Here is a 14,812-nt window from a genome sequence, read left to right as displayed (position 1 = left end):
GGTTACGGGCGAGGCAACCTGAGCCTTGTGGGGCATTTTTGCGGCCGACGCGTCGCGGGGAGAGATCGATGAAACGTTTCGGAATCGCGCTGGCGGCGCTGATGGCGTCGGCGGCAAGCGCTCATGCGCAGCAAACGCCCGTGGCCACGGGGGTTTCGGCGCAACCCGAAACAACGTTCGTCGAGGCCGGAAGGTTGCTTGCTGATCCAACGAACGGCGTTGTGCAACGCGATAAAACTCTCGTGATCAGAGGGAACCAGATCGTCGAAGTGCGCGACGGCTTCGTCGGCGATGCCTCTCAGGGCAAGGTCGTGGACCTGCGCCAAGCCTTCGTCCTGCCCGGCCTGATCGACAGCCATGTCCATCTGACGAGCCAGCAGAACCCCAATGCACGCCTTGAGGAAGTGACGCTTTCGGACGCGGACCAGGCGATGGTCGGGGCCCGCTATGCGCGTCGCACCCTGATGGCCGGCTTTACGACGGTGGCGGATCTGGGCGCCTCGAACCAGGCCATCTTCGCCCTGCGGAACGCTGTCAGGAACGGCGATGTGCCGGGACCGCGCATTATTGCGGCGGGATCGTCGGTGTCGATCCACGGCGGGCATGGCGACATCAACGGCTATCGCGAGGACGTCATGCACCTGCTGTCGTCCGAGAGCATCTGCTCGGGGCCTGAGGACTGCATGCGGGCGGTGCGCACCCAGGTTCGCGCCGGCGCCGACATCATCAAGATCACCGCGACGGGCGGGGTGCTGTCCAACACCGCCGCCGGCCTGAACCAGCAGTTCAGCGACGACGAACTGTCCGCCATCGTCGGCAGCGCCCATCGCATGGGCCGCCAGGTGACGGCGCACGCCCACGGCGTGGACGGCATCAACGCCTTCCTGCGGGCCGGCGGCGATTCCATCGAACACGGCACCTATCTGGACGACCAGTCGATCCGCCTGTTCAAGTCGAACGGCGCCTGGCTGATCCCGACCCTGCTGGCCGGGGACTTCGTGGCGCGCATCGCTTCGGGACCCGACAACTTCTTCACGCCCGCCCAGACGGCCAAGGCGCTGGAGGCCGGGCCCAAGATGCTGGATATGGCGCGCCGCGCGCATGAAGGCGGGGTCAAGATCGCCTTCGGCACCGACTCGGGGGTTTCGGCCCACGGCGACAACGCCCAGGAGTTCGCGCTTCTGGTCCGCGCCGGCCTGAGCCCGCTCGAGGCCATCCAGGCCGCCACCGTCGGCGCCGCCGAACACCTGCGCATCGCCAATGAGGCCGGGAAGATCGCCGTGGGCATGCCCGCCGACATCGTCGCCGTCTCGGGCGATCCGCTGACGGACGTGACCGAGCTGGAGCGGATGAAGTTCGTGATGAAGTCCGGCGTGGTCTATCGCGCCGACTGAATCCTGTCGTTCAGGAAGGCGGCGAAAGCCGCCTCGTCCTCGAACCGTGCGACGACCGGCCAGGCGACGACGCCCTTGCGCTGGTCGGGCGTCAGCCGAACCCAGTCCTTTTCCGTCGTGACCAGGCGGGCGTCGAACACCGCCGCCCGGTCGGTCAGGAACGTCATGTCGGCGGCGGTATAGGCCGCGTGGTCGGGGAAGGGGACGAAGTCGACCAGGTCGCAGCCCGCCGCCTTCAGCGACCGCTCGACCTTCCAGGGCTTGGCGATGCCGGCGAACCCGACCTGGGGGCCCGGCGGCGGCGGCCCCTCGGGCGTCAGGCGCGCGACGAAGACGGGCAGGGCGCCGAAGACCGCCAGCAGTTCGGGATCGGCCTCTTCGACATCGGTCGGCAGCATGACCACGACGGCGTCGGCGCGCGCCAGCCCGGCCTTCAGCGGCTCGCGCATGGGGCCGGACGGAAAGACCGATCCGTCGCCGAACGGCCATTCGTCGCCGCGCGTCTCGCCGTCCACTACGATCAGGCTGACGGTCTTTTCCAGGGCCGGGTTTTGATGGCCGTCGTCCAGCACCAGGGCCTGCGCCCCCTCCGCGACGGCGGCCTTGGCGCCCGCCACGCGATCGCGCGCGATCCAGACCGGCGCCCCCTGCGCCAGCATCAGCGGCTCGTCCCCAACATCGTCGGCCGTATGGATTTGAGGATCGACCCGGACCGGCCCTTCCAGCCGCCCCCCATAGCCGCGTGACAGGCCATGCGCCTCGACCCCCGCCGCGCGCAGCAGCCGCAGGGTTTCGCGCGCGACCGGCGTCTTGCCTGATCCGCCGACCGTCAGATTGCCGACCGAGATGACCGCGCAACCGGGGTCGGCGGGCGCCGTCTTGGCGATCCGACGCGCCGTCACGGCGGCCCAGACCCAGCCCAGCGGTTTCAGCGCCATGCGCGTCATCCGGGCGTGGTTGCTGTCGCGCACATACCACCAGCGCGGCGTGTTCAGCTTCATCGCCGGCCCTGCCTCTGCGGCACCAGCGGCGACAGCAGCGCCCACAGCCGCTCCAGCCCGCCACCCGCTTCGACCGACGCGCGGCGTCCGCGCTCGCCCATGGCCTTGGCCGCGTTCAGGTCTTCCAGCAGCGGCTCGATCACGCCGGGCAGGTCGGACGGCGCCTGAACCAGGGCCAAACCGCCCGCCTCGACCAGGGCCGCCGTCACCGGCGCCCAGTTGGATGCATCCGGCCCCGTGATCGTCGGCTTGCCCAGCCGCGCGGGCTCCAGCGGATTATGCCCGCCGACGGGGGGCAGGCCGATGGCGGGCGCGAACGAGCCGCCCATCACCACCACATCGGCCAGACGCAGGAACAGGCCCATCTCGTTCAGGGTGTCGGCCAGATAGATGTCGGTGTCCGGCCCGATCGTCTCGCCGCGCGAACGCATGGCGAAGGCGTAGCCGTCGAGTTGCAGGGCCTGGGCGATGTGCGCCCCCCGCTCGGGATGGCGTGGGGTCAGAATCAGGCAGACACGCTCGCTCAAATGGTCCAGCGCGCGCACGATGGCGATCTCTTCGCCCTCATGGGTGCTGGCGGCGACGATCACCGGCCTGTCTCCGATGGCGGCGCTCAAACGGCTGAAGGCGGCGGGATCGTGCGGCAGGGCCTCGCCGGACAGTTTCAGGTTCACCAGCCCGTCGATCCGCGCGCCCATGCCCTCCAGCCGCTGGGCCGAGACCGCATCCTGCGGCAGGACCAGATCAAAGGCGCCCGTCAGCGCCCGCGCCGAAACCGGAAACCGCGCCCAGCCCTCCACCGTCTTCTCGGTGATCCGGGCGCTGACCAGGGCCAGCTTCACGCCCCGCCGCCGCGCCGCCAGCAACAGATTGGGCCACAGTTCGCTCTCGACAAAGACCGCCAGATTGGGCCGCCAATGGTCCAGGAACCGCTCGACCACGCCCGGCGCATCGACCGGCGCATACTGGTGGATCACGCCCGCCGGCAGTCGTTCGGCCAGAATCTGCGCCGAGGTCACGGTGCTGGACGTGACCAGAACGGTCAGGTCTGGACGCGCCTTCGTCAGCCGCTCGACCACAGGCAGCAGCGACAGGCTCTCGCCCACGCTGACGCCGTGCAGCCAGACCAGATCGCCGGCGGGGCGCGGGGTGCGGGTGAAGCCCATTCGCTCGTCCACCCGCACCGGGTCTTCCTTGCCCCGCCTAGCGCGCGCATCCAGCAGGCGCGGGGCCAGCGGCTCCAGCGCGCGCGTCGCCAGCCGATAGGCGATCAGCGGCAGCGGCGTCACGATTTCAGGCCCGTGATCGCATCGGCCCGCGCCTCCACGACGTTCAACCGCGCGGTCCAGTCGGCGACGACATCGGCCATATCGACGTCGGCGGGGAAGTCGGCGCGGTCCCAGACGATGGCGCCCTTGCCGAATGGCAACGGCAACACGGCCCTGTCCCAGCTATTCAGCCGGATCGCGGGATTGCACGACATGCCGATGAACAGCACCGGCGCCTTGGACAACTTCGCCATCAGGGGCAGACCCTCGGCCATGACATTGGCCGGGCCGCGCGGCCCGTCCGGCGTGATGGCCAAGGCGCCGACCTTCAGCTGTTTCAAACCGTCACGCAGCGCTTGGGTGCCGCCCTTGGCCTTCTCGGCCTTGTCCTTGTTAGCCGAGGATCCCCGCACGGCGGGAAAGCCCTGACGCGCCACCGCCTTGGCGATGAACTCGCCGTCGGCCGAAAGGGAGATCAGCGCCTTGGCCGGCTGCGCCCGGTCCAGCGGCCAGCACGCGGGCGCCAGACCGATGCGCGAATGCCAGAACACGCACAGCACCCCGCCGCCCTGCGTCCAGACGGCCTCAGCGGCCTGCTGGTTCTCGTGCGTCCAGCGAATGGTGGAAAAGCAGAACTGCATCCACTTCGCCAAGGTCCAGGCCAAGGCCGACTGGACCGCCGGGTTGCGAAGCGGCCTCACGCCACCGTCTCCACGCTGGGCGCGGCGCCGTCCAGCGACTGCTGGCGGGCCAGGCGGGAATACAGGCCGCCCTTAGCGACCAGGGCGTCGTGCGAGCCTTCCTCGACCACGCGCCCGGCCTCGATCACATAGATGCGGTCGGCGTTCCGGACGGTGGACAGGCGGTGGGCGATCATCAGGGTGGCGCGCCCTTGCATCAGCCGCTCCAGCGCCGCCTGGACCAGGGCCTCGCTCTCGGTGTCCAGGGCGCTGGTGGCCTCGTCCAGCAGCAGGATCGGCGCATCCTTGACGAAAGCGCGGGCGATGGCGATCCGCTGGCGCTGACCGCCGGACAGGCGCAGGCCCGCCTCGCCGGCGCGGGTCGCATACCCTTCAGGCAAGGCCGTGATGAAGTCGTGGGCGGCGGCGGATCGCGCGGCGTCCTCAATCTGCGCCTGCGTCGCGCCCGGCCGGCCATAGGCGATGTTGGCGGCGATGGTGTCGTCGAACAGGAAGGGCTCCTGCGTCACCAGGGCGATGTGGTCGCGCAGATCATGGATGCGAAGCGCCCGCACGTCGGCGCCGCTTATAGTCACCGCCCCGCCGGTCACATCGTAGAAGCGCGGCAGCAGGCTCAGGATCGTGCTCTTGCCGCCGCCCGACGGCCCGACGAGCGCCACTGTCTCGCCCGGCGCGACCCGCAGGGACACCCCGTCCAGAGTCGGCGCATCCGTCCCAGCGTAGGCGAAGGACACCTTGTCCAGCACGACCTCGACCGGCCCGGCGGCCAGGGGCGCGGCGTCGGCCGCTTCACGGATTTCAGGCTGGATGTCCAGGGCGCCGAACAGCCGGCGCGCGGCGGTGAAACCCTCGCTCATCACCGTGGCCAGGTTGGTCACCTGACGCAGGGCTTGGCCGGCGGCCAGTAGCATGCCGATGAAGGCGGCGAACCCGCCCACCGTCATGTCGCCCGACTGCGCCCGCCACCCGGCGTAGGCCATGACGGCGGCGACGACGATATAGGCGACCAGATCGCTCGACGGACCGGCGAAGGCGCGGGCGTTGGCGCCCTTGATGACGTGGCGCTGGCGACGGGCGACCACCTCGGCGACGCGGTCCTGTTCGGCGGCCTCGCGGTTTTCGATCTTGATCAGGCGAACTCCGTCCAGATTCTCCATCAGAGCGGTGGACAGGTTCTCGGTCTCGGCCATGGCGCCGACGGCGGCCTTGCGCGTCTTGCGCCCGAACCGGCGAAGCACCAGCGCCACCAGCGGCACGCCCAGCAGCACGACGATCGTCAGCTGCCAGTCGATGAAGCCCATGTAGATCAGCACCGCGATCAGGGTCAGCAGGTTCTGGGTATAGTTGACCACGCCCGAGGTGAAGGCCTCGCGCACCATATTGGCGTCGAACAGGACGGAGGAGACGAAACCGCCCGAGTGCTGGCTGCGTAAGCGCGCCAGATCCGCGCGGATCATGGCGCCGAACAAACGGATCTGGATGTCGCCGACGATGGTGTGACCCAACCGGTTGACCAGGGCCGCCTGACCCAGCGCGGCCACGGTCCGCGCAATGGCGACAGTCAGGATGGCGACCGGAATCCAGACGACAGCCTTGTCCGCCGGAAAGGTCACCAGGCCGAACAGGCTGATCGGCTCGGTCCCGCCGAGGAACAGACCGTTGACGGCCGGCTCCAGCAGCTTCAGCAGCGCCGCCGTCAGCAGGCCGGTCACCGCCGCGCACAAGACCGACAGGATCAGCGATCCCTTGTGCTTGGACAGATAGTCGCGCCAAATCCGCGCCAGCAGGGCGCGCAACGGCATGGTTTCGGAGGCGGCGACGGTCATCGGCTCTCGGTCGTCCGAGCCGCCCTTCAAGTCAAGGCTTGTCCGGCGACGGTTCCAGCGCACGGCCCTGCTCGTCGGCGCGGATCAGGGTTTCGCCGGGCGCTTCCTGGATCCTTACCGCGGGCGGAACCGTCGGATTGGACGCGTATCGACGCCCGTCGAACGGCACGGCGACCTCATAGCCTTCGGTGATTCCGCCGCCCGCGACATAGACGCCCAGATCCCGTCGGCCATGGGTCTGTCGCTCCAGCAGCCGGATCGGCGCGCGCGCGACGCTGATCTCGCCGACCGAGCGATAGGTCGCGCCGGTGCGGTCGAGCACCAGCAGCCGGCATCCGCCCGAGCCGCACCAGTTGGGGCCGGTCAGATAGACCAGGGTCATGGCCCCATCCGGCGTGATCGCGGCCGTATAGCGGGTGGTGTCCAGCGCCTCCTTGGCCCGGTCACGCAGATAGGCGATCAGGGCAGGGTCTTCGGGCGGCGGCGTTTGGGCGGCGGCCGCGCCGGCCCACAGGCTGGCGACTACGACGGCGGTTGCGGCGAGGGTTCTCATCGGGCTGTTCTCCGGTCTCGACGAACATTCCAACGCATCAGGATCGAGATCGGATGACGCGGCGGCGCCCAATCGCTATCTGGCGGGCATGGCGCGCTTCGACCTCTCGATCGCGATGGGCCGTTTTCGGGCGCATTGGCATTATTTCTGGGCCGACCACGCGTTTCTGCGCCTGGCCTTTTCCAATGCCCACTGGCTGGGCCCGGATCTGGTGCGCACCAATCAGCCGTCGCCGCGCCAGCTGGCCTATTGGAAAAAGAAGGGCGTCAAGACGGTCATCAATCTGCGTGGTCAGCGGGATGAGGGCTATTACTGGCTGGAGAAGGACGCTTGCGAGCGGCTGGGCCTGACCCTGATCGACGCGCCGCTGGATTCGCGCGATCCGCCCGAGACGGTGCGCATCCACCGCGCGCGCGAGCTGTTCAGGACGATCCAGTACCCGGTGCTGATCCACTGCAAGTCCGGCGCGGATCGGGCGGGGATGATGGCGGTCTTCTATCGCCACTTCCACCTGGGCGAGCCGATCTCGGTCGCCATGAAGCAGCTCTCTAAGAAATATCTGCACTCCCGCGAGGGGCTGACCGGGGTGCTGGACTATACGCTGGAGAAATACGTCAACGAGATCGAGCCGAAGGGCATCAGCTTCATCGATTGGGTCGACAGCCCCGACTACGACCCCAAGGCCATCCGCGCCGAGTTCAAGGCCGGCTGGTGGGGCACGCTGCTGACCGACAAGCTGCTGCGGCGCGAGTAGGGGATTCAGCCCCAGGGGCCGGTCTTCGGTTCGTCGCCGGCCTCGCCGTTCGCGCGCGCCTCGGCGGCCAATTCGGCGTCGCGACGCGCCTTGCGGTCGGCCTCCCACCGCTTGAACCAGCGGGCGTAGTCGATATGGCCGCGCAGCGAAAAGCTGAACAGCGCCAGCACGGCCAGCAGGCTGACCAGCTGGAAGATCTGTTGCGGTTCCAGGTTCATCGTCGTCCTCGCATCCAGATCGAAACGTCGGATCGAGGAGCCGGTTCGGCTCCTCGATGTCGCATTCAATCCTCAGATCAGGCCGCGTCGCCGCGCGGATCGATCAGCTTGTGGGCGTGCAGGATGAAATAGCGCATGTGGGCATTGTCCACGGTCGCCTGGGCGCGCGCCTTCCAGGCCTTCTTGGCTTCGTCATAGCTGCCGAAGGCGCCGACGAACTCGACCTGCGACAGGTCGCGGAAGGTCGGCTCGCCCAGGTGACGAAGCTCGCCGCCGATCACGATGTGCAGAAGTTGCGGCGGGACGGCGTTCTGATCGGTCATCGGAAATCCTGAAGGCTAGGCCGGAAGGCTTGGGGGGAGGAGGTTTGCGCGCGGCATAGGCCGAGAACGCCCTCGGATCAATGTGGGCCGGGGTTTTTCCGTCCCCGCCTCAGGTCGAAAGCGGCACGTTTTTACAACGCCGCACGATCATCGGCTGGATGATCGGGGCCGCGCAGACCAGGCTGGCCTGCCGCGGATCGAGCCGGTTGAACGCCCACGGCCGCCCGTGGTGATCGCTGACCCTCGCGCCGGCTTCGGTCGCGATCAGCCAGCCCGCAGCGACGTCCCAGTCCCATTTCGGCGTCAGGGCCAAGGCGGCGTCAAAGGCGCCGGCGGCGACCAGCGCCATCCGATAGGCCAGGGCGTTGCGCTTTTCGAACCGCATCGCCGGCCAGGGCTCGTCGACGAAATAGGGCGCTTCGATCAGTCGCGCATCGCCCAGGATCGAGGCGTCTTCCAGCGTATCGATATCCGAGGCGTGGATCGGTCGGCCGTTGCGTCGCGCCCCGCCGCCGCGCGTCGCCACATAGGTCTCGTCCACCTCGGGCGCATGGATGACGGCGGCGACGACCTCGCCGTCCTCTACCACGGCGATGGGCACGCACCACCATGGCGTCCGCTTCATATAGGCGACGGTGCCGTCGATGGGATCGACCACGAAGATGCGTCGTTTCGACAGGCGCTCGGCCGTATCCGCCGTCTCTTCCGACAGCCAGCCGTAGTCGGGCCGCGCCGACAGCAGCCTGTCCCGCAGCATGGCGTCGACCTGCAGGTCGCCGCTGGTGACGGGCGAACCGCCGACCTTGGACTCGATCTTCAAGCCCGCCTCACGTTCGGCGATGGCCAGCGCCCCGGCGTCTATGGCCGCCTGGCGGATCAGGTCGAGGTCGGCGTCCAGATCCATCATTTGCCCGCGATGGCCACCGCATCGAACATCAGGCTGGGCACGTTGAACCCGCCCCGGAACTCCAGGTCCGAACCGCGCTCGAGGCGCAGATACAGGTCGGTCAGCTTGCCCGCGACCGTGATCTCGCTGACCGGATAGGCGATCACGCCGTTCTCGAACCAGAAGCCCGACACCCCGGCGGACCAGTCGCCGGTGTTGCCGTTCAGCGACGGGCCGAACATCGACGTCACCAGAAGGCCGGTCCCGGCGTCGGCCATCAGGCCCGCCAGATCCCGCTCGCCCGGCTCCATATGCAGATTGTGGGTCGAGACGCCGGATGGCCCGGCCAGCCCCCGCGACGCGTGGCCGGTGGTTTCCAGACCCAGTTGCCGGGCCGAGGCGCTGTTCAGCAACCAGGTGGTCAGGACGCCGTCGTCGAACAGGGCGCGCTTTTGGACCGCTGCGCCTTCGTCGTCGAACGGGGTCGATCCCATGCCGCGCGGGCGGAACGGATCGTCGATCAGGGTGACGCCCTCGGCGAATACGCGCTGACCCATGCGATCCTTCAGGAAGGAGGTGCCGCGCGCGATCGACGGGCCGGAAATGGCGCCGATGGCCGGCGACACGATCTGGCCCGCCATCCGGTTGTCGAAGATCACGGGCGCGGTGGTCGAGGCGATCTTGCGCGGGCCGACGCGGGCCACGGCGCGCTCGCCGGCGGTGCGGCCGATCAGGTCTGCGCCCGGCAGGTCGGACAGGTGGCGAGTCGAACGACTCTCGCCGCCGCGCTCCATCGCGCCGTCCTTTTCGGCGATGACGCCGACGCCCAGCGAGAAGGCCGAACCCTCATAGGCGCCGTCGAAACCGTGAGACGTCACAAGCCGCCAGCGGGTAGACGACCAGCCGGCGTGTCCGCCTTCGGATCGCGCCACGCCGGGCACCGCCAGGGCCGCGCCCTCGGCGTCGGCCGAGACCTGTTCCAGAGTTTGTGCGCTGCGTTCGCTGGGATCGAACAAATCCAGATCGATGAACGGGCCGCGCGCCAGCCGATCCTCGGGCGCGAAACCGGCGTGGGGGTCTTCCGGCGCCAAGCGCGCCATGGCCACAGCCCGCTCGACCAGGCGCGCCTGGGTCGCCGGCGAAAGGTCCGAGGCCGAGACCGACGCCTGCCGTTGGCCCACGAACACGCGCAGGCCCAGGTCGCGCGATTCCTCGCGTTCGACGTCTTCCAGCTTGCCGTTGCGCACCCCGACCGACAGGGATCGGCGATCGGCGCTGACCGCCTCTGCGGCGTCGGCGCCGGCCTTCAGCGCGGCCTTGACGATGTCGTTGAGAAGATCGGTGGAAACGGGCGCAGCCAGGGTTTCAGTCATGCCCCGATATGGCGGACGCCCCGCTGCACCGCAACCGCGTCAGACGACGGCGAAGGCGATCAGGCCCACAGCCGCCGTCAGCAGCGCGACCCAGGTCAGCAACATGCCGACGACGCGACCCAGGGATGGCCCGGTCTGCAGCAAAAGGCCCAGGGCATGGGCGACCCGCCCGACGAACAGCGTCGCGCCGACCCCGTGGACCATCCAGGCCGGCGCGCCCACGGCGGCCAGCAGCAGCATCGCGATCATGCCCGGCGTCGCATATTCCACCAGATTGCCGAAGGCGCGGCTGGCGGCCATCAGATCCGCGTTTCCGCCGTCGCCGAACGACACCATGTGTTTGCGCCGCCCGCTGACCACGATGCCCGACAAGACCAGCATCATCAGGATCAGCAGGCCGCTCCACAGGGCGGCGGCCTGGACGGCGTACATCAGCGGCGTGGTCATCGATCAGTCCTCGCGTCCGACGGGGTAGAGCAGATAGTGGTCGTCATAGAAGGGCGTGCGTTCATAGAACCAGGCCAGGCGCGCCTGCGGATCGGCGGCGAAGGCCGCATCGGCTTCGACCTTGGCCTCGAACTCGGCCTTCAGCGCCGGGTCCGCCGCCATCATCCTGTCCGCCAGCGGCGCGATGGCGTAGGCCTCGATATATTCGACGCGGCTCATCACCTCGGGGAACATGCCCCAGGCGAAGAAGCTCTCGCTGGATTGCGGCTCCAGCAGCAGCACGACGATGTCGCCCAGCGGCTGATCAGTCGGCACGCGCACCGAGCCGGTGGGATACGTCCAGTCGCGCTTCTCGACCTCGACGGTCTTCACCGACGCCTGCACGTGACCTTCATTGGCGCGGGTCGCCAGTTTGGGCTCGACCAGGCGCAGCATGGACAGGTTCACGGTGCGCGCAGTCTCGACCGTCTCCATTTCGATCCCGTGCGTCTTCAGCCGCTCGATGATGTCGGTGCGATAGCCCGGCACCCAATAGGCCGTCGGCCGCGTCACGGTCAGCGTCGGCCTGGAGCCATAGAAGGGCATCTGCCACAGTTCGGGATCGGGACGGCCCAGCCAGCGGATCTCCTTCCGGCCCGAGGCGGAACTGTCGTACATCTCGTACAGCATGCCTTTGAAGGGTCGGGTGGATGACGGCGTTTCGTCGGCCTCGAAGTTGGCGGGGATCTGCGCCGGACGCAGGGCCTTGTCCTGCTCCGTTGCGGCGCGAAGACCAGCGCCCTGATCGGCCAGCAGACGCATCGCTTCCTCGATGAAGACATAGGTCCCCAAAACACGCTGCTCGTGCGGTTTCAGGCTGTGGTTCTCGATCAGAATCGTCGGCACATGGGCGGCAGCGCCCCAGCCGTTGGAAAACCGCTCGCCCAAGCCGCCATCCGACAGGCCCTTCTTGGGTTCATCGTCGTCGATGCCGAACACCAGTTCGCCGGGGATGTGGCCCTCGCGCTCCAGCGCGGCGTTCATGGCCGGCTTGAAGACCGAATCCAGCCAGGCCGAGCCGTTCGGCGAGCGACTGAAGGTCCCGTCCTCGCCGTTGAAGCCGTAGGTGACGTCGTACTGGTAATCCATGCCGTCGGTGACGTGGACGTCCACATACAGGTCCGGCCGGTATTTCAGGATCAGGCCGCGCACGGCCCGCATCTCGGGCTGGTCCAGCTTCAGATAGTCGCGGTTCAGGTTCTGGTTGGTCGCCGTATTGCGCCAGCCCTGGATGCGTGGGCCCCGCTGGTTCGGGCGGGAATAGGGGCCGGAACGCTCATGGCCGTCCACGCTCAGGATCGGGATCAGGATCAGATTGACCCGGTCCAGCAGGGCGTCCTTCCCATAGAAGGCGATGTCGCGCAGCAGCATCATGCCCGCGTCCTTGCCGTCGATCTCGCCGGGATGGATGCCGGCCTGGATCATCAGCACCGGCTTTGCGGGATCGAAGGCGGCCCCATCCTTGGAGGCGATCACCGCATAGATGGGTCGGCCCTCGGGCGAGACGCCGAACTGTTCGATGCGGATCAGGTCGCTGGCGGCGTCCAGACGATCGAACCAGGCGCGGGTGTCGACATAGTTGGGGCTGAAGTCATGCGCCGGATCGGCCTCGAACGCCGTGACCCAAGGATCAGACGCATCGCGCAGCAAGGCCTTGGACGCGCCGTCCCAGGCGGGGGCGGGCGGCAGGAAGGCTTGATCCCAAGGTGCGGTGTTGGGAAGCGTCTGGGACATGGCGGGGCTCACGCTACAGGCAAGGGCGGCGACCAGCGCCGAAACCAGAAGAGGGGACTGCATGGCCTTTCGTGAGCCGATTGCGCGGCCCTGACAAGGTTTCAACCGCCGCCGCCCAGCGCGGGCGCCCAGCCGCCGGCCTTGAGCAGCAGGGCCGCCGCGTTCCCCATCTGCCAGAGACTGTAGAGCAGAACGACGACCAGGGCGCCGACCGCAACCCGGCGCCACGGCGCGAACGCCGCCGTCGCCGTGCCGATCACGAAGATGGCGACCCCGACCCACAACCGCACCGAGTCGGCGATCTTGGCGAAGCCGGGATTGAGGTGGGCCAGGATGATCACGATCACCGCCACGATCAGATTGGCCGCCAGGATACAGCCGAACACCAGTCGCCGATGCGACCAGAAATGGTCGTCCAGATCGATCTTTTGGTCGCTGCCCTCGGCCGAAACGCGCGGGAAGGTCACGCTGGCGGCGACATAGAAGGTTGCGGCGATGGCCAGTGAGATCAGCAGCACGAAGGTGTTGAACGGCGCCCCGCGGAAGATGACCCAGGCCTGGTTCCAGAAGGTGGCGATGTCGATGGCCACGAACAGGGCTAGCATCGGCGTCAGCCAGCCGAACCGGATCCGCTGCTTCTCATGCAGCACCCGCGCGAACCCACCGACCAATTCGGCCACGGACAGGCCCAGCAACAGGCCGTAAAAGCTGAAAAAGAACTCGAACGCGCTCACATCGCCCCCCGGCGTCACCAAAAGCCAAGCTTACTTCCAGATCGGCGTCCCGTCACCCGGCAGGCCGAGACGGCCCCACAGGTCGTTGACCCGTTCGACGACCGTCGCGTCCATGCGAATCTCCTCGCCCCATTCGCGCTTGGTCTCGGGCGGCCATTTGTCGGTGGCGTCCAGACCGATCTTGGAGCCCAGGCCGCTCTCGGGGCTGGCGAAGTCCAGATAGTCGATGGGCGTCGACTCGATCACGGTGATGTCGCGCGCCGGGTCCATCTTGGTCGAGATGGCCCACATGACGTCCTTCCAGTCGCGGGCGTCGATGTCGTCGTCCACGACGATGACCCATTTGGTGTACATGAACTGGCGCAGATAGCTCCAGACGCCCAGCATCACGCGCTTGGCGTGGCCCGGGTAGGCCTTCTTCATCGACACCACTGCGATCCGGTAGCTACAGCCCTCGGGCGGCAGCCAGAAGTCCGTGATCTCCGGAAATTGCTGGCGCAGCAGGGGAATGAAGACCTCGTTCAACGCCTCGCCCAGCACGCTCGGCTCGTCCGGCGGCCGGCCGGTGAAGGTGGTCAGATAGATGGGGTCGCGGCGCATGGTGATGCCGCTGACCTTGAAGACCGGGAACTTCTCGACCGAATTGTAATAGCCGGTGTGGTCGCCGTACGGACCCTCGTCCTCGAACTCGTCCAGCAGGACATGGCCCTCCAGCACGATCTCGGCCTGGGCAGGCACCATCAGCGGCACGGTCTTGCACGGGACCAACTCGGCCTTGGCGCCCCGCATCAGGCCCGCGAACTGATATTCCGACAGGGTGTCCGGCACCGGCGTCACCGCCGCGAGGATCGTGCCCGGATCGGCCCCCAGCACCACGGCGCAGGGCAGCGGTTCCTTCGGCCGGGCCTTCTTGTGCCGGGCGTAATGTTGCGCCCCGCCCCGATGCGCGAGCCAGCGCATGATGGCCTTATCCTTGCCCAACACCTGCATCCGATAGATGCCCAGGTTGAAGTCGTCCTCGCGGTCGTCCGAAGGCCCCTTTGTCACGACCAGACCCCAGGTGATCAGCGGCGCGGGCTCACCGGGCCAGCACGACTGGATGGGCAGGGCGGTCAGGTCGATCTGATCGCCCTTCAGCACAACCTCCTGCACCGGCGCCTTCTTCACCGTTTTGGGTCGCATCGACAGGACGGTCTGCATCAGCGGCAGCATCTCCATCGCGTCGCCCAGACCGCGTGGCGGTGTCGGATTGCGCAGGAAGGCCAGCAGTTCGCCGACCTCGCGCAGCTCACCCGCCGTGGTGCGGTCCTTGCCCTCCAGCGTCACCCCCATGGCGACCCGTTTCACTGTGCCGAACAGATTGGCCAGGCAGGGGATGGGACTGATCGTGCCGTCCGGCATGACCGGCTTTTCGAACAGCACCGCCGGTCCGCCATTCCTCAGCAGCCGGGTCTGGATCTCGGTCATCTCCAAGACGGTGGAGACGGGTTCGGACACCCGCACCAGCTCGCCCTTGGCTTCCAGCTGGTCGATGAAGTCACGCAGGGATTTGTAGGCCATG

The 14,812-nt window shown here is 67.9% G+C and carries 15 protein-coding genes; 2 read left to right on the top strand and 13 right to left on the bottom strand.

Annotation, left to right across the window (positions count from 1 at the left end; genetic code table 11):
- Nucleotides 1-68 precede the first annotated feature (68 nt).
- A complete protein-coding gene (locus Q9R14_RS08205) occupies nt 69-1,394 on the top strand; it encodes an amidohydrolase family protein (protein WP_306004099.1) in 1,326 nt (441 codons plus the stop codon).
- Here the strand turns inward: Q9R14_RS08205 and lpxK are convergent.
- Genes lpxK through Q9R14_RS08180 form a run of 5 tightly spaced genes read right to left on the bottom strand, consistent with a single transcriptional unit; the run spans nt 1,379 to nt 6,743 of the window.
- Nucleotides 1,379-2,395, bottom strand: a complete 1,017-nt coding sequence (gene lpxK / locus Q9R14_RS08200) for a tetraacyldisaccharide 4'-kinase (RefSeq protein WP_306004098.1) — start codon at nt 2,393-2,395, stop codon at nt 1,379-1,381. The genes Q9R14_RS08205 and lpxK overlap by 16 nt on opposite strands.
- Nucleotides 2,392-3,684, bottom strand: coding sequence for a 3-deoxy-D-manno-octulosonic acid transferase (locus tag Q9R14_RS08195; RefSeq protein ID WP_306004097.1), 1,293 nt, complete (start codon nt 3,682-3,684; stop codon nt 2,392-2,394). The genes lpxK and Q9R14_RS08195 overlap by 4 nt, the downstream gene beginning before the upstream one ends.
- Nucleotides 3,681-4,364 (bottom strand): lysophospholipid acyltransferase family protein, encoded by a 684-nt coding sequence (locus tag Q9R14_RS08190; RefSeq protein ID WP_306004096.1) that lies wholly within the window; start codon nt 4,362-4,364, stop codon nt 3,681-3,683. Before Q9R14_RS08190 ends, Q9R14_RS08195 begins: the two co-directional genes overlap by 4 nt.
- A complete protein-coding gene (locus Q9R14_RS08185; RefSeq protein WP_306004095.1) occupies nt 4,361-6,190 on the bottom strand; it encodes an ABC transporter ATP-binding protein in 1,830 nt (609 codons plus the stop codon). The genes Q9R14_RS08190 and Q9R14_RS08185 overlap by 4 nt, the downstream gene beginning before the upstream one ends.
- 31 nt (nt 6,191-6,221) lie before the next feature.
- A complete protein-coding gene (locus Q9R14_RS08180; protein WP_306004094.1) occupies nt 6,222-6,743 on the bottom strand; it encodes a hypothetical protein in 522 nt (173 codons plus the stop codon).
- Between the two features lie 88 nt (nt 6,744-6,831).
- Here Q9R14_RS08180 and Q9R14_RS08175 point away from each other — a divergent pair, with 88 nt between their 5' ends.
- Nucleotides 6,832-7,497 (top strand): tyrosine-protein phosphatase, encoded by a 666-nt coding sequence (locus tag Q9R14_RS08175; RefSeq protein WP_306004093.1) that lies wholly within the window; start codon nt 6,832-6,834, stop codon nt 7,495-7,497.
- A 5-nt stretch (nt 7,498-7,502) separates the two neighbouring features.
- On the opposite strand, the gene Q9R14_RS08170 is transcribed toward Q9R14_RS08175, so the two are convergent.
- The 8 genes from Q9R14_RS08170 to Q9R14_RS08135 all read right to left on the bottom strand — a co-directional run bounded on the left by Q9R14_RS08170 (nt 7,503) and on the right by Q9R14_RS08135 (nt 14,811).
- The gene (locus tag Q9R14_RS08170) at nt 7,503-7,715 is read right to left on the bottom strand and encodes a hypothetical protein (RefSeq protein ID WP_137721191.1); all 213 of its coding nucleotides are present in this window, start codon (nt 7,713-7,715) and stop codon (nt 7,503-7,505) included.
- Between the two features lie 77 nt (nt 7,716-7,792).
- Entirely contained in the window at nt 7,793-8,038 is a 246-nt protein-coding gene (locus tag Q9R14_RS08165) for a DUF4170 domain-containing protein (protein ID WP_017505336.1), read from the bottom strand.
- A 109-nt stretch (nt 8,039-8,147) separates the two neighbouring features.
- Nucleotides 8,148-8,945 carry a 3'(2'),5'-bisphosphate nucleotidase CysQ gene (locus tag Q9R14_RS08160; protein WP_306004092.1) on the bottom strand — a complete coding sequence of 266 codons (798 nt, stop codon included), beginning with the start codon at nt 8,943-8,945 and terminating at the stop codon, nt 8,148-8,150.
- Nucleotides 8,942-10,297, bottom strand: a complete 1,356-nt coding sequence (locus Q9R14_RS08155; protein ID WP_306004091.1) for a TldD/PmbA family protein — start codon at nt 10,295-10,297, stop codon at nt 8,942-8,944. The genes Q9R14_RS08160 and Q9R14_RS08155 overlap by 4 nt, the downstream gene beginning before the upstream one ends.
- A 39-nt stretch (nt 10,298-10,336) precedes the next feature.
- A complete protein-coding gene (locus tag Q9R14_RS08150) occupies nt 10,337-10,744 on the bottom strand; it encodes an MAPEG family protein (protein WP_017505339.1) in 408 nt (135 codons plus the stop codon).
- A 3-nt stretch (nt 10,745-10,747) separates the two neighbouring features.
- Nucleotides 10,748-12,517 carry a M14 family metallopeptidase gene (locus Q9R14_RS08145; RefSeq protein WP_306004090.1) on the bottom strand — a complete coding sequence of 590 codons (1,770 nt, stop codon included), beginning with the start codon at nt 12,515-12,517 and terminating at the stop codon, nt 10,748-10,750.
- Between the two features lie 101 nt (nt 12,518-12,618).
- The gene (locus Q9R14_RS08140; protein WP_306004089.1) at nt 12,619-13,251 is read right to left on the bottom strand and encodes a hypothetical protein; all 633 of its coding nucleotides are present in this window, start codon (nt 13,249-13,251) and stop codon (nt 12,619-12,621) included.
- Between the two features lie 30 nt (nt 13,252-13,281).
- Nucleotides 13,282-14,811 (bottom strand): UbiD family decarboxylase, encoded by a 1,530-nt coding sequence (locus Q9R14_RS08135; RefSeq protein ID WP_306004088.1) that lies wholly within the window; start codon nt 14,809-14,811, stop codon nt 13,282-13,284.
- Nucleotide 14,812: the final 1 nt, after the last annotated feature.

Origin of the sequence: Brevundimonas sp. C43, assembly GCF_030732185.1 — a bacterium.
Lineage (GTDB): Bacteria > Pseudomonadota > Alphaproteobacteria > Caulobacterales > Caulobacteraceae > Brevundimonas > Brevundimonas diminuta_C.
Note: the sequence above shows the minus strand (reverse complement) of the source record. Positions and strands in the feature narration are given on the sequence as shown.

What these genes read in the sequence shown, in the direction of transcription:
- Q9R14_RS08205 (WP_306004099.1), top strand. Translation starts at nt 69, where the DNA reads ATGAAACGTTTCGGAATCGCGCTGGCGGCGCTGATGGCGTCGGCGGCA.
- lpxK (WP_306004098.1), bottom strand. Translation starts at nt 2,395, where the DNA reads ATGAAGCTGAACACGCCGCGCTGGTGGTATGTGCGCGACAGCAACCAC.
- Q9R14_RS08185 (WP_306004095.1), bottom strand. Translation starts at nt 6,190, where the DNA reads ATGACCGTCGCCGCCTCCGAAACCATGCCGTTGCGCGCCCTGCTGGCG.
- Q9R14_RS08180 (WP_306004094.1), bottom strand. Translation starts at nt 6,743, where the DNA reads ATGAGAACCCTCGCCGCAACCGCCGTCGTAGTCGCCAGCCTGTGGGCC.
- Q9R14_RS08175 (WP_306004093.1), top strand. Translation starts at nt 6,832, where the DNA reads ATGGCGCGCTTCGACCTCTCGATCGCGATGGGCCGTTTTCGGGCGCAT.
- Q9R14_RS08170 (WP_137721191.1), bottom strand. Translation starts at nt 7,715, where the DNA reads ATGAACCTGGAACCGCAACAGATCTTCCAGCTGGTCAGCCTGCTGGCC.
- Q9R14_RS08165 (WP_017505336.1), bottom strand. Translation starts at nt 8,038, where the DNA reads ATGACCGATCAGAACGCCGTCCCGCCGCAACTTCTGCACATCGTGATC.
- Q9R14_RS08160 (WP_306004092.1), bottom strand. Translation starts at nt 8,945, where the DNA reads ATGATGGATCTGGACGCCGACCTCGACCTGATCCGCCAGGCGGCCATA.
- Q9R14_RS08155 (WP_306004091.1), bottom strand. Translation starts at nt 10,297, where the DNA reads ATGACTGAAACCCTGGCTGCGCCCGTTTCCACCGATCTTCTCAACGAC.
- Q9R14_RS08150 (WP_017505339.1), bottom strand. Translation starts at nt 10,744, where the DNA reads ATGACCACGCCGCTGATGTACGCCGTCCAGGCCGCCGCCCTGTGGAGC.
- Q9R14_RS08145 (WP_306004090.1), bottom strand. Translation starts at nt 12,517, where the DNA reads ATGTCCCAGACGCTTCCCAACACCGCACCTTGGGATCAAGCCTTCCTG.
- Q9R14_RS08135 (WP_306004088.1), bottom strand. Translation starts at nt 14,811, where the DNA reads ATGGCCTACAAATCCCTGCGTGACTTCATCGACCAGCTGGAAGCCAAG.